We start from the raw sequence: 23,042 nt of genomic DNA on the forward strand, positions 1-23,042 counted from the left end.
AATTATATACTTATGCTACCAAAAATTAATCCTACCAATACGCAAGCATGGTTATTGTTGCGCAAACACTACGAAGATGAAATGAGTCGCAAGCACATGAAAGACTTGTTTGCACAAGATCCCGAACGCTTTCAAAAATTTAGTTTAACACTTGAAGAAATCGTTTTTGATTATTCTAAAAATATCATCAATCCAAAAACCTTGCAATTATTGCTACAACTAGCCGACGATTGTAAAGTTTACGATGCCATACATGATATGTTTGCTGGTTTAAAAATTAATGAAACCGAGCAACGTTCAGTATTGCACACTGCTTTGCGTAATTTTTCTGACATGCCAATTTTGGTTGATGGCAAAGACGTAATGCCATCGGTACAAAAGGTATTGGCACAAATGAAGAGCTTCTGTGCCAAGATACACAGCGGTGAATGGAAAGGTTACAGTGGTAAACCCATTAAATACATTGTAAACATAGGTATTGGCGGTAGCGATTTAGGGCCTGTAATGGTTACTGAAGCCTTAAAACCTTATTGGGTTGAAGGTATACAAACCTATTTTGTGAGCAATGTAGATGCTACGCATATTGCAGAAACTTTGAAAAAAGTAACGGCTGATGAAACGTTATTCTTGGTAGCTTCTAAAACATTTACCACACAAGAAACCATGACCAATGCACATACTTCACGTAATTGGTTTTTAGAAACTGCTGTAGATGAAGCACATATTGCTAAGCATTTTGCAGCATTAAGTACCAACGAAAAAGCAGTTACTGCTTTTGGTATAGATAAGGCCAATATGTTTGAATTTTGGGATTGGGTTGGTGGTAGATATAGCTTATGGAGCGCCATTGGCTTATCAATTGCTTTAACCATTGGCTACGATAATTTTGAACAATTGTTAAAAGGTGCGTACACCGTAGACGAACATTTTAGAAAAGAAAAGGGAGCTAAAAATATTCCTGTGTTAATGGCGCTTTTGGGTGTTTGGTACACCAATTTCTTTGGTGCACAAAGCGAAGCTATTTTACCTTATGACCAATACCTTCATCGTTTTGCAGCTTATTTTCAGCAAGGCAATATGGAAAGCAATGGCAAAAGCGTAGACAGAAGTGGCAATTCGGTTGACTATGCAACTGGCCCTGTAATTTGGGGCGAACCAGGTACGAATGGTCAACATGCATTTTACCAATTGATTCACCAAGGCACTTTGGTAATTCCCTGCGATTTTATTGCGCCAGCTATTAGCCACAATCCTATTGGTGATCATCATAATAAACTATTATCAAACTATTTTGCGCAAACCGAAGCTTTAATGAACGGTAAAAGTGAAAATGAAGTACGCGTAGAATTGATGAAAGCAGGTAAAACCGATGATGAGATTAAAAAACTCATGAAGTTTAAAGTGTTTGAAGGTAACAAACCAACCAATTCATTCTTATTAAAGAAAGTAACACCATACAGTTTGGGTAGCTTAATTGCATTGTACGAACATAAAATATTTGTGCAAGGTGTTATTTGGAATATTTTCAGTTTCGATCAATGGGGTGTTGAATTAGGCAAGCAATTGGCTGGACAAATTTTACCAGAACTTGAAAATGAAGACACCATTACTAGCCACGATAGTAGCACCAATGGTTTAATTAATTTGTATAAGAAATTTAGAGCTTAGTTTTAGTTGCTCGCAGATTTCTCGGATTGACGCAGAAAATAACCATCAGCTATACAAAATAACCAAACTTGTATAGCTGATTTTTTTGGAAAAATAAATTGCAAAAACTGTAAGAACAATAACGATGCAACAGATTATTATAAGAGATATACAACCGCAAGACAATCCGTTTATTGCAAAAATCATTCGTACCTCTTTAGAAGAATTTGGCGCAAATAAACCAGGTACTGTATATTTTGATGATAGTACAGACCATTTGTATGAACTATTTACTGCTGAACCTAAAAGCCACTATTTTATTGCTTTGGTAAATGATGAAATTGTTGGCGGTGGCGGTCTCTACCCTACTGAAGGCTTGCCAAATGGCACTTGTGAATTGGTTAAAATGTATTTGAAAAAAGAATACCGTGGTATTGGTTTAGGTAAAACCATGATGGCGACTTGCTTAGAATGGGCTAAAGAAAATGGCAACACCAAAGTATATCTCGAAACCATGCCAGAACTAAAAAATGCAGTAGCTGTGTATGAAAAATTAGGCTTTCAATATCTTAATGCACCTATGGGAAATAGTGGCCACAATGGCTGTGATATTTGGATGTTGAAAGAATTGTAGACACAAATTTATTGATTCACGCCTTTTATTATATTAGTATAAAAGCTCTCTAGTAAATTCCTATCTTTTGTTATAATCAATGCTTCAGCTTTTAAACCACTGTTGAAGTGCAATTCTTTTCTTTGGTTTGTCATCAGTCCTTCAGGAAGTAAAATCTTAGCAAGAAATCCACTATCGGTTGCAATATTACTTATATACTGAAGCCGACCTTTAACAAATCCAAATTCGTTAAAAGGATAAGCTGAAAGCCTTAATTGCACTTGTTGCCCAACTGCTATTTCACCAAAATTGTTTTGCGGCAACATAGTCTCAGCATAAAATGCAGGCGAATCAGGATTTACAAAACCTATTGATCTGCCATTCTTTAAAAATTGATTCTCCTGTATGGGTATAGAAAATTGTACCTTACCAGCTATAGGTGCTTGAATTAGAAACCGTTTTTTCCAGTCCTCTATTTGACTCTGAAGATTCTGTAAAGCTTGCCGGAAAATCAGTTGCTGCTGTGAAATACTATGTGATAACTCATTAATTTCTTTTTGTTTTTCGTGTATTTGCGTTTCATTATTCAATAAGCCAGCTTCAATTTGTGGTATCGTTAATTGTTTGGTAATCAGTTTACTTTGTTCATTTCTGTAATCTTGCTTAGAAATTACCTTGTCTTTATATAGGCCCTCATTAGCTTTATAACCATCTTCTGTAAGTTGTAAATCTTGTAATAGTAATTTTTTTTGTGAAAGCAAGTTCAACTTTGTTTGTTCAAGAAAAGCAATATCAACTTGTAATACTTTCTGTTTCTGTGGATAATAACCTTTATTCAAATAGTCTATAAATGTTTGATAAGCAATTACGAATGGCTGATATACAGTCTGTAATTCACCTAATGATGCATACTTTTCAATAAACAATTGTTGAATTTCATCGGCATTATTCTGCTGTATAAGACTAATGGCAATATCCACTTTCTTTGATAAAGACAATACTTCAAGATGATTCGCATTACTTTCTATCCAACCAATAACTGCCCCTTTTTCTACAGCTACATTATTATTTGCAAATAATTTAACTAGCTTACCATCTTGCAGAGGTATAATTTCTTTTGGCGCATTAGTACCAGTTAAAGTCGCACTAGTGGTTACTATCTCAGGGTAATGAATAAACCAGGTGCCAGCAAGTAGCAACAGTAAAATAAACGCAAAAAAAACTAATGCCCATCTAGCCATAAAACTCGGCTGTCGAGACAAAATCTCTTGCATAGGCTCACTACGTAATGGATTGTTAGTGATAACAGCTTTATTATGATTCTCAATATTATTTAAGTCTTGTTGCATTGATTACTATTAATTACCCAACTCTAATTGATTTTTCACCAACTCATAATAGCTACCCTTTAGTGCAGATAAGCTAGCATGCGTGCCTTGTTCTATAATACTTCCCTTTTGTAGCACGATAATATTATCGGCATGTTTTACTGTACTTAACCTATGTGCTACCACTACTACTGTGCGGCCTTTAAAAAAACGTTGCAGGTTTTCTGTAATTGCTTTTTCATTATTAGCATCTAACGCATTGGTGGCTTCATCAAAAAATAAATAATGCGGATTTTTATATACGGCTCTTGCAATTAGTAAGCGTTGCTTTTGCCCTTGGCTAATGCCTGTACCATCTGTACCAAGCTTTGTATTAAACCCATTTGGTAATGACTCTACAAAAGATAAAATATTAGCCATTTCTGTAGCAGCTAGCAATTGCTGATAGTTTGGCTGTTCATCGCCTACGGCTATATTTTTAGCAATAGTATCGTTAAAAATATAACCATCTTGCAATACTGCACCACATTGTTTGCGCCAAAAAGCCGCACCAAAATAGTTTAAACGACTTTCGCCTACACGTATCTCGCCTTCGTAATTGGTGTAAAATTGTAGTAGTAGTTTTATTAAGGTGGTTTTGCCGCTGCCACTTGTACCTACAATGGCTGTGGTTTTACCTTGCGGTATTAGTAAATTAATGGCTTTTAATACAGGCTCGTTACCAGCACCAGGGTAGGCAAAACTCACATCCTGCAAGTTGATGGTTGTGTTAGTGGGCAAGGTTTGTAAATAAGTTTGTGTATCACTATTCTCATCTGCTAAATTGTGTATGTCATTCAATCGTTCTAAACTAATCTTGGCATCTTGGCTGCTTTGCATAAAACCTACAAACTGTTCTATTGGGCTACTTAATTGCCCAATGATATATTGAATAGCCAACATAGCCCCTAAAGTCAACTGCCCTTTAACGACTAGTTGTGCCACTAAAAATGTAATTACCACATCTTTACCTTGGTTTATTAATAAAGCACCTGCTTGTTGCATTTGGCTATACGACAAGTTTTTAAAGCTCAGTTTAAAAATAGCTGTCTGTAAATTTTCCCATTCCCAACGCTTCAGTTGTTCTGCACCATGCAACTTTATTTCTTGCATGCCTTGCACTAGTTGTAGGGTGGCGTTATTCTCTTTGGCAGATAAATGGAAATTCTGATAGTTCAGCTTACGCCTAATACCTAAAAACAACCTTACCCAAGCAAAGTATATAATGCTGCCAATGGCAAATACAAAAAATAGTTGTGCATTGTACCAAAGCAATACGGCTGCAAAAATGAAGAAATTAACAAGCGAGAATAAGGTATTTAAAGCCGTACCAGTTAAAAAGCGCTCTATGTTTTTGGTATCACCTATGCGTTGTAATGTATCGCCTGTATGGTAACTATCAAAATAGCTAATAGGTAGTTTGGTAAGCTTAATCCAAAAATCTGATAATAAGGATAAGTTGATAACAGTAGAAATTTGCAGTAATAAACGACTTCGTATAAAATCTACTATTGTTCTACTAAATAATAGCATCAATTGTGCTATTAGTACAATGGTAATAAACTGTAAATTTTGAGTAGTAATACCCGTATCTACAATACTTTGGGTTAAAAAAGGAGCTACTAATTGTAGTAAAGAGGTAATTAATAGAGCCAAAAATACTTGGCTAAATTGCCACTTGCTATTACGTAAATATTGCAGAACCAAACCCCAATTTAGGCTAGTTTCTGTATCACCAGCTTGCTCATAAAATTTTGGTGTAGTTTCTACTAATAGTGCGATACCTACTGGCTCGCCAGCATCATTTACACTGCTAGCCCATTGTTGTAAAAATTCTGCTTTGGTATACTTAACCAACCCTTTTGCTGGGTCTGCAATGGTTACAAAATCTCGCTTTCTAAATATCCCACCTTTGGGGGGCGGCGGGGCTACCACAAAATGATTTTGCCCCCAATGCAATATGGCTGGCAAGTTGGCCTCTTGTAATAATTGGGTATAAGTCAATTGTACCCCTCTTGTTCTAAAGCCTATTTGTTCTGCCGCTTCTGCAATGCCTAGTAGGCTTACGCCATCTTTACCAAAACCTGCCGTATTGCGCATACCATCTGTACGGTAATGCTTACCATGATATTTAGCCACCATACGCAAGCAGGTAGGCCCACAATCCATGGCATTGAGTTGACGGTAGAAAGAGAAAGTAATTGGCATAATAAACTATTCACTCTATTTAATTGTTGGAATCCATAAATCAAGCTTACTCGAACTAGACGTTTTTTTTACGATACTTAAATAAACTCGCCTCGTTTTAAAAGAATCAATATGCCACAACAAATCATTTATTTTTATATAATCGCCTTCATAAAGTGTATTCTCTACTCCGCCTCGATTAATTAATGATGTACTAACAATTGTATTATACCAATTACAATTATAATTATAAGTGAAATTTGCAAAATCGAAATACATGCGCTTCCCTTTTATCCGTTTTTTTCCTTTAAAATATTGACTTGCTGAAATCCAAGGATTTAGGTTAAATAATTCGTCAAATCCAAGTGGCTGGACACTGCTTGAAAGTTGATTAATCATTATTGGAAGCTGAAAGGATATGACAGCGTTTTTATAATATGTACTTAGATTAGTTACTTTAAATTGTAGTGTATCAAAAATATGCTTATAGTTATTTGTGTCAATAATTGTTATTCTATCGTCTTTGAAGTTATTATTATTATTTTCATCTACAACCACAACAATTGTCTTGACACTTTTACTTACTCCGATAAGTATTTTAACTTCTGCATCTAATGTTGTATCAGGATAAGCAGCTAGTCCTGATATTCTAAAACCTTTTGACAATGCAATACTATCTTCTCTAATAAGCTTTAAACGACTATAGCGGTATGTAATTGAATCAATTTCATTCCTTTTCCATTTGTTAAATAAAGTTTGATAGTGATTGAAAGTGCGATAAAAAACAAAAGCAGTATCTAGCTTTAAACCCTCAAAAATTTCAGGATTATTTTTATTTATATACTCATGAAGTTGTAATGCGTCTCTTTGTTTTGCCTTTAGCAAGTAAGGTTTCAATTTTATTGTAACTATCTCTTTTGATTTACAAGAAAAAAGAATTAGCAATAGTATTAAACATATTCTCATGTAATAGAAATTAATTAACAAAAAAATCTGGGGGTCTTCCCCCCAGATACATGTTTCAAGGCTTAGAACCATATGATTCATAAGTCTAGCTAAATATTACGCACAAGATGTTGTTCCATTGCAAACAATACAGTCTGTTCTTGTCTCATGGTTAACACAGCTAGATGTTGAACCACAAATACAACCACCTGCATTACAACCGCATACTGCGTCACCATCAGAAATCAAATCTACCGGTCCATTTCCCCCTTTAACGTTTTGCATTTGTTCTCTGCTTAAAGCAGTACCAAAATTTTGTAACATAATTTTTAAGTTTGTGAAGCCGTAATTATATGGTTATAGCTTCGGTTAATTAAATTTAAAACCATTGTTTAACACAGCTTTACGCATTGGTGTTATTGGCGCTGGTCTATTACCATTTGCAACTAGTAATAGTAGTCCACCAGTTTCTTTTTAAGGACTATTTAAAAAGAAGGCATTTAGTATTTTTTATCACCACATAGACACAGTAGGCACATAGCCAATTGCTGTAATAGTTTAATTGCAGTCTTTACAAAATCTTAATATCAACAATCTACTGTGCCTATCTGCCTATGTGGTAAAATCCCTTTTAACTCAACAAATATTTTACATCTCCAATACTATATATCTCTGGCAGTTGGTAGCCATTAATAAAAAAGGTGGGGGTAAATTGTATGTCTATCCCTTCGCACCATACTTTCATGGCTGCAACCTTATCATTTTGTTGGTCTAGTATCTCACTACTCACTAGGTATTTCGCAGCAAAAGCTTCATAGTCTTTAATAGTAGCCCTATACCAATCATCCATTGCTTTACTAGCCACTACTTGCCCATGCAATTGTTGTAAAGCCAATAAATGTTTTACAGGTTTATTACGTTTGTCATCTGCTTCAATCGTTGCAGTAAACAATACTTGCACTTGTACATTTGGGTTATGGTGCAGTATGTCTTCTAATATTGGGTGCGCTTTAGCACAAGGCCCACAGTAAGGGTTACATACTTTTACAATGGTATTGGTGGCATTGGGATTGCCTAAGAGTATCCCTAAGCCTTCGGTAGTTTGGTTGATTTGTTTTTGCTTTACTAGCAAGCTCTCAAATATTAATGGGTTGGCTTTTAGCCTTGCTAGTTCTTTTGCTTTGGGTTGTAGGTCTTTATTTTTAAGAAGGCTTGGTTTTACCAAAATCCATATAGCTATGGGTACTAGAAATGCAAGTATAAATTGAGATACGGTAGTAACGGTAATACTTGTTACAAAGTGAAAACTAAAACCATTGGTAATACCTTGTAATAATAGTAATGCTTGTACTGTAAGGCATAATACACACCATTGCTTAGCTACCTGCCATTGGTAATACACACTAAATACAATATAAGGCAACGCCATAAAGTTCAATATGGCTAATACTGGCAAAGCAGCTATGCCAATAATTAACAAAGCGAAGTAACTACCTGTAAAATAGTAAAAGCCTATTTCACTCCAGCTCAGCCAGCCTAAAAATTTGGCTTGCTTTGAGTTGAGTATGGCATTACAGTTGGTTTTGCTACCTGCGGTACATATTTTTTGTAAGGTAGTATTGGTTTTGTCTACTTCGTACCATAGCAATAAGCTACTTACTATAATACCTACAAAATGCAACAGCATTAGCAAGCTGTAGGGCAATGCAATAGTAATATGATTATAAACAAAAGCAGTGATACCTAGTAAACCACCGCAAATTAGCAACCCAAACAATAGTAATGGTATTTTATAATGCTGTAACAATGCTTTGCGTTTTTGTTGGGCATAGTTGGCTTCACCTGCGTTTGGCTTTGCTTCTACCAATAAGGTTTTACCCGTCCAAATAGCATTAAATTCAGCTAAACTAGTGGTTACACTATTAGCAGCATCGCTACCATTGTAATAACTCACTGCATTATTATCAACTGCGTATACCGTTACAAAACTGCCACCTTTGGTAGTAGTATAGGCCATAAATGGCAAAGGAAATTCGGTAATACGTGCTTTATCAGCATCTATAGCCAATGCGTCAATATTAAACTGCGGCAAGGCATCGTGTATACTTAGTAAACTAGGGTAATCTGGATGTTGTTCAAGTGTTGTATTTATTGTACCGTTGGTTACTTTTACTTGCATACTTTTTAGTAACTGTATGGTTGCAAGTACTGGATTGGAATAGGTGGTTAAGTTTAGTAGCATATCGAAGTTATAATATTTTGATTATTGAGATTTATTTTAACACACCAAAAATATACATCAAAACATATACAAAAATGCAGTAGAACTACTGCATTTTGGGTTTATTGAAGCTTATCGATTTTCTCAAGTAAGGATAATGTAGGTATAGCAATTTTATTGGGGTATTCTATTTCAAATCTTTTTAGAGATTTATTAGCATAATCTAATGCCATTATTTTATTTTTCTTTAAATAGAAAAGTTCAGCCAAAAAATAATTAAAAACATATTTATCACTTAATAAAATAGCCTTTTTCGTTAAACTAATTACAGTATCAGTTATACGTCTTAAAGCAGTATTTGAACTGTCTTTGTTCCATAGAAATAATTGCGTAATATATTTATCTAAAAGCAAAGTATCGGATTTTCTCAAGTAGTAGTCAACCTCATCAAGCAGCTTTTGCTTAAATAAAGGTGATTCTATTGCCATATAATAATTAAGCGCTAATAAATCAATGTTTTGTACGTTGCTGAATAGCGAATCATATAAGTTGCCTTTTATTTGATATTGCTTGAGTAAGATTGAAAAATTATTATCCTCTTTTCTTCTATCGATAATTGTGTCTAATCGATATCTAATTGGGGACAAAATATATTTTGATAGGTCTTTTTGTTGTAAAATCGACTGGTAATTATCAATATGCTTATACACATATTGGTAGTACTTTTCAATCAAAGGGCTTGTTTCTTTAATTAAATAATTACCAATAGAATTAGACTGCTTTTCATCATCAGAAAGATTAACCCAAAGTCTAGCAAAAGCAGTATCTGCTTGACCATGTTTTCGTTGCTTCTTCATTGCTTTTGCATAGTCAAACAAAAGTTTTTTAGTTGGATTTATAGTAGTATCATATTGAATTTGTAGTAAATAGTTAGGATCTTTTTTAGGATTAATTGCGACCGTTAGTGAGTTTTCAAATGCCTTAATATTGGTATATCCAGAAAAATAATACAATAAACTATCTTTATTTGCGTAATTAAAAAATGAAGGGACACCTAGATGAAATTTCTTAATTAGATACATTGCTTGTTTAATAGAGTCTATATCCCACTTAACATTAATAAATCTACTATTCATAAATGCTACTAAGCTATCATTTCGGTTAAGTGCTTCCTCAAATGCTTTGCAAGGCGCACACCATTTAGCAGTGGTATAAACTAATACAATTTGTCTCGTCTTTTCTGCTTTTGTAAACAAATCATTGAGTGATGTATCATAATAATAAGCAACTTTTAATTTATCATCTACAGTTTGTGATAGCAACCTTGTACCAATAAATACCATAAAAAAAACGCAGCTTAAATAATTGTTCATGTCATTTTATTTGAACTCTTCAATAAAAAAGAGGTTGCTCTAAATTATTAGAAACAACCTCTTTAACTTTTTAACAAGACGTTCCAGATAGTACACACCATTCTTTAGCCCCGCCTGTGCAAGTTACATCGTAACTAGTGCATTTCTTTTCACCAGCATCACAAGTGGCATAACAATCACCTGCATCAACCATATCTATAGGTCTATTACCACCTTTTACCAATTTCATTTGTTCTCTGCTTAAAGCAGTACCAAAATTTTGTAACATGACTTTTAAGTTTGTGAAGCCATAATTAATCGTTATAGCTTCGGTTAATGAATTAAAAAAAGAAATTACATACAGCCAATTGTCGTAGTCAAACATCTGTATGTATAGTTGTTGCTTGGCTGTAATACCTACGTGTACCACAGTTGCCCCCAAGCTACCTTGCATTATCGGGCAAGTGATAATACTTGGCGTTTCAACACATCAAAAATATACACCAAAACATATACAAAAATGCAGTAGAACTACTGCATTTTGCCATTTTTAGCGTATTTAACAAAAATAAATGTCTCAATAAATAGATATATAGTATTTTGGTGCATCGTTTTTATTTCGCCACCTATTTGTTTATAAAACAAGCAGCTATGCATAAAACAATAAGAATAGCAATTGTAGATGACTATCAACCTGCAAGAGAAAAACTGATTAAAATAGTAAAAGAAATAAATGGTATTGAATTGGTAACTGTGGCAAGTAATGGTGTTGATTTTATACATACAATAGAAGCATTACCTAAACCGCCACACATGGCATTAGTTGATTATCAAATGCATCCTGTAGATGGTATAAGTGTGCTACACTACCTTAACTGTCACCATGCATCTATTAAATTGATTTGCATTACTGGTTATGATGAAACGACGGCTGCAACAGAGGCCTTTAGCGCAGCTGCAAGCGGCTTCATAACTAAAGTGGGGCTTAAATTAAATGTGAACCTATTAAATGATGCCATAGACACAATACTAAAAGGCAATATCTACATTGAGCAACATCCAACCATTAAGATTGATACAGTTACTGCAAAAGAACTAAAAGAACAATCATTAAATAGTATCAGCAAACAACAAATTACCAAAAGAGAACGCTTATTTGCTACACTCAATGCATCGTCACTTTCGTATAAAGATATCTCTACAACTCTGCATGTTAGTTTACGTACGGTAGAGTCAACTAGTTATAGGCTCAACAAAAAATTAGAGGCTAAAGGCAATAGGCTCACATTATTAAAAACTGCTTTGCTACAAGGTTGGATAAAACTAGGCAGTTTAAAAAGCAAGCATAAAAAAGAGTTGTAACATATTAAGTGTAATTAGTCTCATACAAGAAAACGCTTTCTCATCAACAATTATAATTTTCAAATCTTAAACACAAAGAACATGGCAAAATCAGTCAACAACGTTATTACCCACGGTTTAAGCGGTAAAGTAGGCGATATCATTGTATTTAGCCAACGCAATGGCAAAACAATCGTATCAAAAGTGCCTAAAAAATCATCTAAAGGCCCTACAGAAAAACAACAAGCCCATCTACGCAAGTTTCAGCAAGCTATTATTTATGCAAAAGGTGCTGTAGCAGATACTACGACGAAAGAGGCGTATGCAGCAGCAGCCAAAAAAGGCGAAACAGCTTACAATGTAGCAGTTGCTGACTTATTACATGCACCAGACATTGAATCTATAGACTTATCTAAATATACTGGCAAAGTAGGCGACACTATAGAAATAGTGGCTACAGACGATTTTGAAGTAGTAGAAATTACAGTAGCAATTTACAATGGTGATGGTAGCTTGGTAGAAAAAGGTAATGCTGCATTAGATGCAAATGGGCTAAATTGGATATACACAGCTACTGCAAAAAATGCTAGTTTAGTAGGAGATAAAATAGTGGTACAAGCCAGCGATATACCAGGCAATACCACTGAAATAGACAAAACTTTAGCATAAACAGAGCTTAGAGAAAGCATAGAGCTACCTTAGAGCGATGCCCGATAAAAGCCTGAGTAAAAAATTACTTAGGCTTTCTTATTTTATTATCATTTTCGCACCGTAAATAAATTATGTTTGTAGTATTGGAATGATGTTTTTACGTATGAACCGTCACTTACTTGTTATTTTCACGATGGCTTTGCTGCTTGTAGGTCGTTGTGCCCTTATTGCCCAACCGTATGCTACTATCGATTTAGATAAAGACAAACCCAAAAAATACGAGAACCGAAAACTGCGTTCTGAAAAAACAGGCAATAAAAAATTGACTGCCAATAAGCGTTTGTTTCAAAATGCATTTACGCATTACAACTACTACTTTAACGCCAATAATAAACTGAACGACATTATTACACGTTCTAAAGTGGCTTTTAAAGATGATTACACCAAATTGTTGCCTTTCTATAATTACTCTTTAGACGTTACGGCCGCAGAAAAAACTGAACTTGATTCGGTTATTTACAAATGCACTGCTGGTATTCTATTGCACGATTTAAGAAACGATTGGATAGATAATTTATATTTATTATTGGGCAAAGCCTATTTGCTGCGCAAAAACTACGATAGTGCAGGTTATATTTTTCAATACATCAACTATGCATGGGCGCCAAAAGATGAAGGTTACGACATTATTTTAGGTAGTAATGCTAGCAATACCAATGGTGTATTTACGGTTTCTACCAATGAAAAAGCTTCTATTTTTAAGAAAGCAATAAGCACAGCACCTAGCAGAAATGAGAGCTTATTATGGGAAGCTCGAAATTATTTAGAGCAAGAAAGAATTGGCGATGCCACAGGGTTATTGTCAATATTAAGCAGCGACCCAGTTTTTCCTAAACGCTTACAAACAGACTTGCACGAACTGATTGCGTATAACTATTACAAGCAAGCATCGTACGATAGTGCAGCATCGCATTTAAAAAGAGCACTTGACAATGCTGATGGCAGATTTGAAACCGCTCGTTGGGAATATTTATGTGGACAGATGTATGCATTAGCTGGTAAAAATGATGATGCTATTGATATGTTTGATAGAAGCATTACGCACACCACAGACCCTGTAATGGAGGTTTATGCAAGATTGAACTTTGTAGATTTAGCTTCATCTAAAAGAAACAATGGTATACAATCTAATTTACTAGAAATGTATCGCCTTGCAAGAAGAGAAAAATACATTGGCTATAGAGATATTATTTACCAAGTAATTGCTACGATTGAGCAAAGGCTAAACAATATTCCTAATACTAAATTAGCTTTAACAGAAGGCATTAAAAACGCCAATCCTGAAAATAGTGCATTAAAGCAAAAAAGCTTGCTAATGCTCGCTGATATTTATTACAACGAGAAAAAATATCCTACCGCAGCTAGCTTATACGATAGCATAGAAACAGCTTTATTGGCACAAAACGATAAAGATAGAGTGGAGAATTTGAAGCCATCGCTCAAGTTAATTAGCACCAATATTAGTACTATTGAAAAGCAAGATAGCTTACAGCATTTGGCTAATTTACCAGAATCTGAACGCAATACTTTTGTAAAAAAACTGGTGCGAAAGCTACGCAAAGCACAAGGTTTAAAAGATGATGCCTCTATTGAAGCCCTTGATAATACTGCCTTTGGTGCACCAACTGCACCTGTTGGTTTATTCGATAATAAGTCTGCCTCAGAGTTTTATTTTTCAAATACTTCATTAAAACAAAAAGGTTTAGCTGAGTTTAAAGCCAAATGGGGTGTTCGTCAAAACGTAGATAACTGGCAGCGACAAGCAGTTACGCAAAACGTAGCACCAAGTTTATCTATTGACGTTGATGACGTTGCTAGCAATCTAAATAAGGGTACAACTATAGAAGATAAGCCCAAAGACTTAAGCTTTGAAGGTTTAATGGGCGATATTCCTTTAACAGAAGATCAACTATTTGCCTCAAACTTAAGTATTGCCAAAGCCTATTTTGCCAATGGCGTAGCTTTTCAAAATGAATTACAAGACTACCCTTCTGCTATTGCTTGTTTCGATAGCTTGTTAACACGTTTTCCTAACGATGATAAGCGACCTGAAGCCATGTTGAATTTGGCATTTTGTTACAAGCAAATGAGCCAAGTAGTAAAAGCAGATTCGTTAAACAAATTGCTTAAAACAAGTTATCCTAAGCAAAAGTTCACCAATATTTTCGCTAACGAAATGACCTCAAAAGATAGTGCTAACGCCACCTATCAAAGCGTGTATAATTTATTTGTAGAAGGCAATTTTGAACAAGCAAAAGCAGCTAAAAAACAAGCTGATAGCTCATTTGGAAAGTCTTATTGGACACCTCAATTATTGTACATAGAATCTATTTACTACGTAAAGCAAAAAGATGATAGCACCGCTATCAATAGACTGCAAGATTTAGCAACAAGTTTTCCAAAGTCACCATTGGCAGATAAAGCCAACACAATGATAGATGTACTTAAAAGACGTGCAGAAATTGAAGCGCACTTAACTAACTATAACGAAGAGAAAAAAGAAGAAGAAGTTACCAAACGTGTAGATTTATCTGAACCAACAGGTATAAAACTAACGCCTGCAACCATTGTAAAAGTTGACAGTGTAAGTAAATTACCTGCTTTAGCTTCAAAACCTATCGACATTAAAATTGATACCAAACTAATTGTAAGCGATAACAAAACATTCCAATTTGTACCAACAGATGCGCATTATGCCACTTTAATTCTAGACAAAGTAGATGAAACCTTTGCAGGTGAAGTAAAAAATGCCTTCAACCGTTTTAATAGAGAGCGTTATGCTAGCACAAAACTCAATATTACGAATGTATCTATCACACCGCAGTATTCAATGATGCTAATTGGACCTTTTGCCAACGCAAGTGATGCGATAGATTATATTGATAAAACGAAACCATCTGCTGCTGGAAGAATTATACCTTGGTTACAAGCTAATAAATATTCTTTCTCAATTATTAGCAATAAAAACTTAGATATTCTAAAAACTGGCAAAGAAGTTGCAATGTACATGCAATTTTTAAAAGGGATTTTTCCAGATAAATTTTAGTTTAATACCCACAGAGTATGAATCGTTTTGTAAGAATATTTTGGCGCATATTTTTTGGTGGCTTTGCATTTGTAATACTCATTTTATTATTGGCAAATTTTGGCGCTTTGGGCGAAATGCCATCAATTGATGATATTGAAAATCCGACGGCTAATTTATCAAGTCAAGTGTATGCACAAGACGGTACATTAATGGGTAAATATTACCTAGAAGACCGTGTAAATGTTGAGTACAAAGACATTAGCAAGCATGTTGTTAACGCCCTTGTAGCTACAGAAGACGAACGTTTTTACAAACACAGCGGTATAGATGGTAAATCATTGTTAAGAGCATTTGTTTTTTTAGGTAAAGAAGGTGGTGCAAGTACCATCACCATGCAAACGGCTAAAAACTTATTTACCGATTATAAGCGTAACAAAGTAGTGCGTAGTATTCAAAAAATTAAAGAAAGCATTATTGCCATAAAACTTGAGCGCAATTTTACCAAAGAAGAAATAGCCACATTATATCTTAACACAGTACCATTTGGTGATAATGTATTTGGTATTCGTAATGCTGCAAAAACCTTTTTCCAAAAAGAACCTGATCGCTTAACGATTGAAGAAGCAGCCGTATTGGTAGGCATGTTAAAAGGCTCTAACCTTTACAATCCTAGAGTAAATCCTAAACAAGCTTTGCTAAGAAGAAATGTAGTGCTTGATCAAATGGTACGTAGCAATTATTTAGCGGCAAATGAAGCAGCTATACTAAAGAAAAAGCCAATAGAGCTTAACTACCAAAAGCTTGATGAAACAACAGGTCTTGGCCCTTATTTTAGAATGATATTGGGTGAAGAAATGAAAAAGTGGTGCAAAGAGCACAAGAAAAATAATGGCGATAATTACGACTTGTATAGAGATGGTTTAAAAATTTACACCACCATTAACCCTCGTATGCAAGTATACGCTGAAGAAGCTGTTGCAAAACATATGAGCTACATGCAAAAAATATTAGACAATCAATCTGATATCAAAACTGGCTCAGTTTGGAAAGACCATGCGAATATTTTAGAAAATGCCATGAAACAAACTGACCGCTGGCGCAATATGAAGAAAGAAGGTATTGACGAGACAGAGATTGCTAAAAGTTTTATGGCACCAACAAGAATGAAAGTATTTGCGTGGAACAATAATCGTAGAAAAGATACGGTAATGACGCCACTAGATTCTATTAAGTACCATCGCCAAATGCTTGAAACTGGTTTTATGGCAATGGATGCACAAAGTGGTGAAGTACGTGCTTGGGTAGGCGGTATTGATTTTAAAACCTTTAAATACGACCACGTTAACTTCAATACTAAACGTCAGGTTGGTAGTACGATGAAGCCTTTGCTATACAGTCTAGCAATTGAAGAAGCTGGCTTTACACCAAATACTACCGTATACGACCAACAGCAAAGCTTTGGTGCTTATGGCAAAGTACCTGCAACTACTAAAAGTTGTGGTGGTGGTGCTATGCCAATGAGTAGTGCACTAGCATTTTCTAAAAACTGTGCTACTGCCTACATTATGAAACAGCTTGATGGCACTGGCAATAATGCAGCTAAACGCTTTGTAGATTTCTTAAACAACAAATGTGGCTTGCAAACTAAAATCGAGCCTAATCCTTCTATTGCTTTAGGTGCTTGCGAAATTTCTTTGTATGAAATGATGCAGGCTTATAGCATGTTACCTGGTCGTGGGTTTAATGTAAAGCCAATGTTTATTACACGTATTGAAGATAGAAATGGCAATACCTTGCAAAGCTTTACACCAGTAAGAAGAGAAGTTATCAGCGATGTTACGGCTTATTCTATGATAAAAATGATGCAAGGCGTAATGCAATTTGGTACTGGTAGACGTATGTGGAGTTACGGTGTGAGTGGTGAAATTGCAGGTAAAACAGGTACTACCAACGACAATAGTGATGCTTGGTTTATGGGCTACACACCTCAGTTGTTATGTGGTGCTTGGGTTGGTTGCGATGATCGTTTTATACGCTTTAAGGCAACTGAAATAGGTCAAGGTTCTTCTGCTGCTTTACCTATTTGGGCTTATTTCTACGAAAAAGTACAAAACGATAGAAACATTGTTGGTATTGATCCAGGAGCAACTTTTGTAAAACCAGATGTAATGCCTAATGATATTTCGTTTGATGATTTTAACGGTACTACACCAGCTTTAGGCGCTGAAGGTGAAGATATGGGCAACGGTACGTCTAAAGATTATGAAATACCTAGCAATATTAAGCCAGAAGATATTGGTGCAGAATCACAAATAACACCAGCAGAAACAGATAAACCTGCTACTAAACCTGCTGAAACGAAGCCACCTGTAACCAAACCAACTACAACACCGCCTGCTAAACTACCTGACAATAAGGTACAAACGCAGCCGGCAACAAAACCACCAACTACACCAAGCAATAATCAACAGCCTAAAGCGGTAATGCCGCCTAAAAAGCCTTAGAAAATATTTTGCATTATAATTGTAGTAATCAAGGTCGCCTGTAAACTTATCAGGCGACCTTGTTATTTTTGAACTAATAAATGCACCAGCTTGAAAACAGTATTAATAATAGACGATGAAGAAAAATTACGTGGCCTACTAGCTAGAATTATTAAAGCCGAAGGCTTTGACGTAGTAGAAGCTGCTAACTTAAAAGATGGGCAGAGACAATTGGCACAAAAGCCAATAGATGTAATACTGTGCGATGTAAAACTACCCGATGGTAATGGTATAGAATTTATAGCTACCATTAAGCCCAAATATCCAAGTGTAGAAGTAATATTATTAACCGCCTATGGCAATATTGCCGATGGTGTACAAGCCATGCGTAATGGGGCTTTTGACTATATTACTAAAGGCGATGACAACCATAAAATTATTCCGCTGGTAAATAGAGCACTTGAAAAAGCGACATTACAAAAGCGTGTACAACAGCTAGAAGAACAAGTGGGCAAACGGTATGGCTTTGACAGCATTTTAGGCGAAGCCACCATGATACAAGAGGCTATAAACTTAGCCAAACGCGTAGCACCAACCGAAGCCACTGTGCTATTATTGGGTGAAACTGGTACAGGTAAAGAAGTATTTGCGCAAGCTATACATAATGGTAGCAAGCGAGCAGGCAAGCCATTTATGGCGCTAAACTGTAGTGCTTTTGGTAAAGAATTGCTAGAGAGCGAAATATTTGGCCATAAAGCCGGTGCTTTTACTGGTGCTTTAAAAGATAAAAAAGGCTTAATTGAAGAAGCCAACACAGGCACTTTGTTTTTAGATGAGATTGGCGAAATGCACATTGACTTACAAAGCAAACTACTGCGAGTACTAGAAACAAGCGAGTTTATAAAAGTAGGCGATACCAAACCTACCAAAGTAAGTGTGCGTATTGTAGCCGCTACCAACCGTGACCTACAGCAAGAGGTGAAAGAGGGCAAGTTTAGAGAAGACCTTTACTACAGGCTAAATGTGTTTACCATTGCCTTGCCTGCGTTAAGAGATAGACGTAAAGACATCCCTTTACTAGCGCAGCATTTCTTGCACATATTTGCACAAAAAACCAATCAGCGGATTGATGGCATGAGTGACGAGTTTTTACAACGCCTGCAACAGCACGATTGGAAAGGCAATATACGTGAGCTAAAAAACGTGATAGAACGTGCCGTTATCTTAGCCAATAGCCCACTATTATCTGTTGACAGCCTACCCTTTGATATGCAGCACGACACACCGCAACAGGGCAAACTACTCTCTGCCTTTGACCTTGCAAGTGTAGAAAAACTGCACATACAGCGTGTACTAAACCATACCAAAGGCAATAAAACCGAAACCGCCAAACTGCTAAATATTGGCTTAACCACGCTTTACAGAAAGATTGAAGAATATGGGTTATTTTAATACCGATTACCGATTGTTTTTGAAGGCATTGATTCTTGTATTAGCATCATATCTGTGGTTGTTAGTTCAACATTAAATGCACCTAAATTCTCTTCTAATCTATGAATCTTTCTTGTACCAGGAATTGCAGTAATGTCATCGTTCTGACTCAGTATCCAAGCTAAGGCTATTTGTGCTTTGGTTACCCCTTTATCTGTTGCTAATTGGTCTATAACTTCCACAAATTTGCTGTTTGCTTTAATTGCTTCGTCTGTAAATCTCGGATTGTTTAGCCTAAAATCACCAGCCTCAAAATCAGCTCTACTTTTAAATGCACCTGTCAAAAAACCTCTTCCCAAAGGACTGTAAGACACAAAGGTTATTCCAAGTTCTTTACAAACTTCAAACACTTCATGTTCTGGCTCACGGCTCCATAAAGAATATTCTGATTGGATTGCTGTGATAGGATGAATTTTATGTGCGCGCCTTATTGTTTCGGCATTAACTTCTGATAAGCCAATATATTTTATTTTACCTTCTGTAACTAAATCTGCCATTGCACCTACTATTACTTCAATCTCAACATCGGGTGCTTGACGGTGCATATAATATAAGTCTATTGACTCTGTTCCTAAGTTTAAAAGACTTTGTTCGCAAGCTTTCTTAATATATTCAGGTTGTCCATTAAGCCCAAGCCATTCACCATTTGGTCCCCTCATTACTGCAAATTTTGTAGCCAAAACAACTTTATCCCATTTGTTTTTGAATGCTTTACCCAATAGCTGTTCATTGCCCCCCCAGCCATACATATCTGCTGTGTCGAAAAAATTTACACCTAAATCTATTGCTTTATTCAAGGTATTAACGGATTCTGTTTCATTAAAAGAACCATAAAACTCTGACATACCCATACAGCCAAGACCTATTCGGTTTATATTCAGGGTACTGTTTCCTAATATTGTAGCTTGTTTCATTGTATTTCTGTTTTTTTAATTGGTACTAAAAAGTTTTGTAGGTTGTGTTTTGTGATGCGCTGCGGACTTAGGACCAAATCAAAAATAGACGCTATAGTATTATCAACAAAATAATAACGCTTGCTGCACAGCCATTCACGCAAGCAGGTCTCTTACCTGTTCGTTTTTGTTACTTAATTATGAAATACAAAATCTAACATTTAAAAAACACTCGTCGTCACCGTTTTTCTATCTATAATTGCTTTAAAAAATCTCTAATTGCGTGTTCAGTTTCTTTTGGATTGCAAAGGAAAACTTGGTGGTGAGAATGTCGTATTTCTTTAACCAGGCAACCTACACATTCTTTTTTGTATCGTTCTAATTCAACTTGGTAATACTTGTACCATCGCTTTGTACATTCTTCTGCAATCGCTTTATTGGCACTGTCTAGCAAAGCATATGTTCTAAAACGTTCAGCTGCTGTTGGTGCGTTGTTATATATTGCCAACGATGGACAATTGTTGCCTTTATAAGAAATCGTCTTTACTAATTTTAATACTTTATCAAATGCAGCAGGCAATGAATCTTCTAAAAAAATTCCACTTCTATCAAACTTACCAAACGTCCTCAGTTCGCCATCTGGAAAAGTAAAACGATGTGTTTTAAAGTAATCATCGTGCAGGTTTTTGAGGGTAGGTTTAAAATTACTGTCAGGCTGTGGTTGTTTTGGATATGGGGCTAATAAAGAATCAAAATTGCCTGCGTGGTCTAGTGCGGCATCAAGAAATACGGTTGCTAAAACTTTATCTGGAAATTGACGTGCAAAGGTTGATAGTTCATCACCAGCAATTGAATGACCAATAAGAATTACTTTTTTCAAACGTAAGCTGTCCATTACTTGTACAATGTCTTGCACCAAAGTATCTGTGCTAAAGCCAACATTTACACGTTCTGAATTGCCAAAACCACGCCTTGTAATGCCATAAACGTGAAAGTTATTGGTGAATTTTGGGGCAAAGTCTTCATATATATGTGGTGTATTTCCAAGCCCAGCCAAAAAGAAAATTGGTTTTCCATTTCCGCCCCAATCCAGTACTTCTAAATTGTTATTGCTAAAGCCTTTTACAAAAAATGTTTTAAAGTTTTGCTGACAATAAGCATTGGTTAATAATACCAAACAGAATATAATCGAGCCTATTTTTCTAGAAATCATGTTAAAATGTTTTTTTTAGATTTACAATCCCCATCAAAAATAACCGACAATTTTAATTACTACCAATCTTCATTTACCAAAACATATAAAAAAGCACTGTTTCATTAAATTTATCACTCGCCCTTTGCTTTATCACTTGCCCTTTGCTTTAGCAAAGGGGTAAAAGCATTTTATATATTGGCTTTAGCCACATAAAGCCAAGCATATTTTTGTGGCTAAAGCCAGTTATGTGTAGTCTTTCTCTCCCCGAGCTAAAGCTGTGGGGCAATTGATGCTCGCTGCGTATTTTCTAAAAAAAGCTACACCGTCTGATTTCTTAAAGCCTCACTTCACCATAAAGTAGCGCAAAACAAATCTGCAATGCCTCACTTCACCATGAAGTAGCGCAAAACAAATCTGCAAAGCTTCACTTCACCATGAAGTAACACAAAACAAACTTGCAAAGCCTCACTTCACCATGAAGTAACGCAAAACAGACTTGCAAAGCCTTATTTCACTATAACGTAGCGCAAAACAAGTCAGCAATGCCTCACTTTACCATGAAGTAGCACAAAACAAATCTGCAAAGCTTCACTTCACCATGAAGTAGCGCAAAACGAACTTGCAAAGCCTTACTTTATGGTAAAGTGACCTACATTTTTAGTGATATATTACCAATTACTTAAAAATGCATTAAAATTTAAAGATTGTTGTTCGATTTATTTGCATATTTAAAAACTCTTTTTAGTTTTATAGAAACAAATATTACACTATGAAATTAATTAAGTTAAAACACCCAAAACTAGACAATGCCGCTTTTTTTCAATTCTTAAAGCAGTTTGTAGCATTAACAAATAAATACGATGCTAGCAAACTAAAAGTAACTAAGGCTATGGCGGCACTTTCTGCCATTTTTGCTAGCTTACAAGCAGCGTTAGACAAAGAAAAAAGTAATGAATTGACCCAAATACTCAACAATCTTGACCGCCAACGTGATATACTGATTAATGCATTCATCAAGTTTTTGGAATCAATGACGGATTTTCCAGATGCAGCCATAGCTGCACAGGCTAAAACCTTGTTGCACTATGTTGATGGCTTTGGCGATAACATAGCCAGGCTAAATCAATTATCTGAAACCACTATTTTAACCAATATTGTAGATGGCTTTACCACTAATGTAGAGCGTAAAAATTCTTTAGCAGCACTCAATGGTACGCCTTGGATTACTGCCATAGGCACTGTAAATACTGACTTCGCCACCCAATATAGTAACCGTGTAACCGATGATAGCGCCACAAAAAATGTAGAAAGCTTTACATCGGTACGTAAAAAAGCATCGGTTTTGTACAATGCGCTAGCAGGCTTGCTAGAAAGCCGCTATGAGAGTGATAAGGCTGACAACTTAGATGTTTCGGTGTACGAAACTTGCATGAAAGACCTAAACGAACTAATTACAAAAGCAAATACGCTTGGTAATAGTGGCGGCGGTAGTGCTAGTAATAGCAACGATAATAACACCCCCAAATAGTAGAACAAGCGATATAGTTTCAAACAAAAGCCTCATTAAA

At 35.6% G+C, this 23,042-nt stretch carries 16 protein-coding genes; 8 read left to right on the forward strand and 8 right to left on the reverse strand.

Annotated features, from left to right (window positions below):
- Nucleotides 1–12 precede the first annotated feature (12 nt).
- Nucleotides 13–1,668 (forward strand): glucose-6-phosphate isomerase, encoded by a 1,656-nt coding sequence (gene pgi, locus ACT9TX_RS10000; protein ID WP_481338145.1) that lies wholly within the window; start codon nucleotides 13–15, stop codon nucleotides 1,666–1,668.
- A gap of 124 nt (nucleotides 1,669–1,792) precedes the next feature.
- Entirely contained in the window at nucleotides 1,793–2,281 is a 489-nt protein-coding gene (locus ACT9TX_RS10005) for a GNAT family N-acetyltransferase (protein WP_481338146.1), read from the forward strand.
- Nucleotides 2,282–2,289: 8 nt separating this feature from the next.
- Here ACT9TX_RS10005 and ACT9TX_RS10010 read toward each other — a convergent pair whose 3' ends face one another.
- From ACT9TX_RS10010 to ACT9TX_RS10035, 6 genes are all read right to left on the reverse strand, one after another.
- Nucleotides 2,290–3,609 (reverse strand): HlyD family secretion protein, encoded by a 1,320-nt coding sequence (locus ACT9TX_RS10010; RefSeq protein WP_481338147.1) that lies wholly within the window; start codon nucleotides 3,607–3,609, stop codon nucleotides 2,290–2,292.
- Nucleotides 3,610–3,618: 9 nt separating this feature from the next.
- Nucleotides 3,619–5,835 carry a peptidase domain-containing ABC transporter gene (locus tag ACT9TX_RS10015; protein ID WP_481338148.1) on the reverse strand — a complete coding sequence of 739 codons (2,217 nt, stop codon included), beginning with the start codon at nucleotides 5,833–5,835 and terminating at the stop codon, nucleotides 3,619–3,621.
- 15 nt (nucleotides 5,836–5,850) lie between these two features.
- Nucleotides 5,851–6,780: a hypothetical protein gene (locus ACT9TX_RS10020; RefSeq protein ID WP_481338149.1), complete on the reverse strand. Its 930-nt coding sequence runs from the start codon at nucleotides 6,778–6,780 to the stop codon at nucleotides 5,851–5,853.
- A 610-nt stretch (nucleotides 6,781–7,390) separates the two neighbouring features.
- Nucleotides 7,391–9,001, reverse strand: coding sequence for a vitamin K epoxide reductase family protein (locus ACT9TX_RS10025; RefSeq protein ID WP_481338150.1), 1,611 nt, complete (start codon nucleotides 8,999–9,001; stop codon nucleotides 7,391–7,393).
- Between the two features lie 101 nt (nucleotides 9,002–9,102).
- A complete protein-coding gene (locus ACT9TX_RS10030) occupies nucleotides 9,103–10,353 on the reverse strand; it encodes a thioredoxin family protein (protein WP_481338151.1) in 1,251 nt (416 codons plus the stop codon).
- Nucleotides 10,354–10,423: 70 nt separating this feature from the next.
- A complete protein-coding gene (locus tag ACT9TX_RS10035; RefSeq protein ID WP_481338152.1) occupies nucleotides 10,424–10,786 on the reverse strand; it encodes a hypothetical protein in 363 nt (120 codons plus the stop codon).
- A 197-nt stretch (nucleotides 10,787–10,983) separates the two neighbouring features.
- Here ACT9TX_RS10035 and ACT9TX_RS10040 point away from each other — a divergent pair, with 197 nt between their 5' ends.
- The 5 genes from ACT9TX_RS10040 (at nucleotide 10,984) to ACT9TX_RS10060 (ending at nucleotide 19,347) form a co-directional block, all read left to right on the forward strand.
- Nucleotides 10,984–11,694 carry a response regulator gene (locus ACT9TX_RS10040; RefSeq protein ID WP_481338153.1) on the forward strand — a complete coding sequence of 237 codons (711 nt, stop codon included), beginning with the start codon at nucleotides 10,984–10,986 and terminating at the stop codon, nucleotides 11,692–11,694.
- 81 nt (nucleotides 11,695–11,775) lie between these two features.
- Nucleotides 11,776–12,342, forward strand: a complete 567-nt coding sequence (locus tag ACT9TX_RS10045; protein ID WP_481338154.1) for a hypothetical protein — start codon at nucleotides 11,776–11,778, stop codon at nucleotides 12,340–12,342.
- A gap of 145 nt (nucleotides 12,343–12,487) precedes the next feature.
- Nucleotides 12,488–15,430, forward strand: coding sequence for a type IX secretion system periplasmic lipoprotein PorW/SprE (porW, locus tag ACT9TX_RS10050; RefSeq protein ID WP_481338155.1), 2,943 nt, complete (start codon nucleotides 12,488–12,490; stop codon nucleotides 15,428–15,430).
- Between the two features lie 17 nt (nucleotides 15,431–15,447).
- On the forward strand, nucleotides 15,448–17,916 hold the full coding sequence (locus ACT9TX_RS10055) for a penicillin-binding protein 1A (RefSeq protein ID WP_481338156.1): 2,469 nt from the start codon (nucleotides 15,448–15,450) through the stop codon (nucleotides 17,914–17,916).
- Between the two features lie 90 nt (nucleotides 17,917–18,006).
- The gene (locus ACT9TX_RS10060; RefSeq protein ID WP_481338157.1) at nucleotides 18,007–19,347 is read left to right on the forward strand and encodes a sigma-54-dependent transcriptional regulator; all 1,341 of its coding nucleotides are present in this window, start codon (nucleotides 18,007–18,009) and stop codon (nucleotides 19,345–19,347) included.
- Here ACT9TX_RS10060 and ACT9TX_RS10065 read toward each other — a convergent pair.
- Together ACT9TX_RS10065 and ACT9TX_RS10070 are read right to left on the reverse strand one after the other, a co-directional pair.
- Nucleotides 19,344–20,300 (reverse strand): aldo/keto reductase, encoded by a 957-nt coding sequence (locus ACT9TX_RS10065; protein ID WP_481338158.1) that lies wholly within the window; start codon nucleotides 20,298–20,300, stop codon nucleotides 19,344–19,346. The genes ACT9TX_RS10060 and ACT9TX_RS10065 overlap by 4 nt on opposite strands.
- Before the next feature lie 232 nt (nucleotides 20,301–20,532).
- Nucleotides 20,533–21,492, reverse strand: coding sequence for an alpha/beta fold hydrolase (locus ACT9TX_RS10070; protein WP_481338159.1), 960 nt, complete (start codon nucleotides 21,490–21,492; stop codon nucleotides 20,533–20,535).
- Between the two features lie 751 nt (nucleotides 21,493–22,243).
- On the opposite strand from ACT9TX_RS10070, the gene ACT9TX_RS10075 reads away from it, so the two are divergent.
- The gene (locus ACT9TX_RS10075) at nucleotides 22,244–23,002 is read left to right on the forward strand and encodes a DUF6261 family protein (RefSeq protein ID WP_481338160.1); all 759 of its coding nucleotides are present in this window, start codon (nucleotides 22,244–22,246) and stop codon (nucleotides 23,000–23,002) included.
- Nucleotides 23,003–23,042: the final 40 nt, after the last annotated feature.

It is taken from the genome of Parasediminibacterium sp. HNIBRBA5674, from assembly GCF_056745525.1.

Excerpts from the sequence above, each read along its gene's own strand:
- pgi (WP_481338145.1), top strand. The coding sequence starts at position 13 with ATGCTACCAAAAATTAATCCTACCAATACGCAAGCATGGTTATTGTTG.
- ACT9TX_RS10005 (WP_481338146.1), top strand. The coding sequence starts at position 1,793 with ATGCAACAGATTATTATAAGAGATATACAACCGCAAGACAATCCGTTT.
- ACT9TX_RS10010 (WP_481338147.1), bottom strand. The coding sequence starts at position 3,609 with ATGCAACAAGACTTAAATAATATTGAGAATCATAATAAAGCTGTTATC.
- ACT9TX_RS10015 (WP_481338148.1), bottom strand. The coding sequence starts at position 5,835 with ATGCCAATTACTTTCTCTTTCTACCGTCAACTCAATGCCATGGATTGT.
- ACT9TX_RS10020 (WP_481338149.1), bottom strand. The coding sequence starts at position 6,780 with ATGAGAATATGTTTAATACTATTGCTAATTCTTTTTTCTTGTAAATCA.
- ACT9TX_RS10025 (WP_481338150.1), bottom strand. The coding sequence starts at position 9,001 with ATGCTACTAAACTTAACCACCTATTCCAATCCAGTACTTGCAACCATA.
- ACT9TX_RS10030 (WP_481338151.1), bottom strand. The coding sequence starts at position 10,353 with ATGAACAATTATTTAAGCTGCGTTTTTTTTATGGTATTTATTGGTACA.
- ACT9TX_RS10035 (WP_481338152.1), bottom strand. The coding sequence starts at position 10,786 with ATGCAAGGTAGCTTGGGGGCAACTGTGGTACACGTAGGTATTACAGCC.
- ACT9TX_RS10040 (WP_481338153.1), top strand. The coding sequence starts at position 10,984 with ATGCATAAAACAATAAGAATAGCAATTGTAGATGACTATCAACCTGCA.
- ACT9TX_RS10045 (WP_481338154.1), top strand. The coding sequence starts at position 11,776 with ATGGCAAAATCAGTCAACAACGTTATTACCCACGGTTTAAGCGGTAAA.
- porW (WP_481338155.1), top strand. The coding sequence starts at position 12,488 with ATGAACCGTCACTTACTTGTTATTTTCACGATGGCTTTGCTGCTTGTA.
- ACT9TX_RS10055 (WP_481338156.1), top strand. The coding sequence starts at position 15,448 with ATGAATCGTTTTGTAAGAATATTTTGGCGCATATTTTTTGGTGGCTTT.
- ACT9TX_RS10065 (WP_481338158.1), bottom strand. The coding sequence starts at position 20,300 with ATGAAACAAGCTACAATATTAGGAAACAGTACCCTGAATATAAACCGA.
- ACT9TX_RS10070 (WP_481338159.1), bottom strand. The coding sequence starts at position 21,492 with ATGATTTCTAGAAAAATAGGCTCGATTATATTCTGTTTGGTATTATTA.
- ACT9TX_RS10075 (WP_481338160.1), top strand. The coding sequence starts at position 22,244 with ATGAAATTAATTAAGTTAAAACACCCAAAACTAGACAATGCCGCTTTT.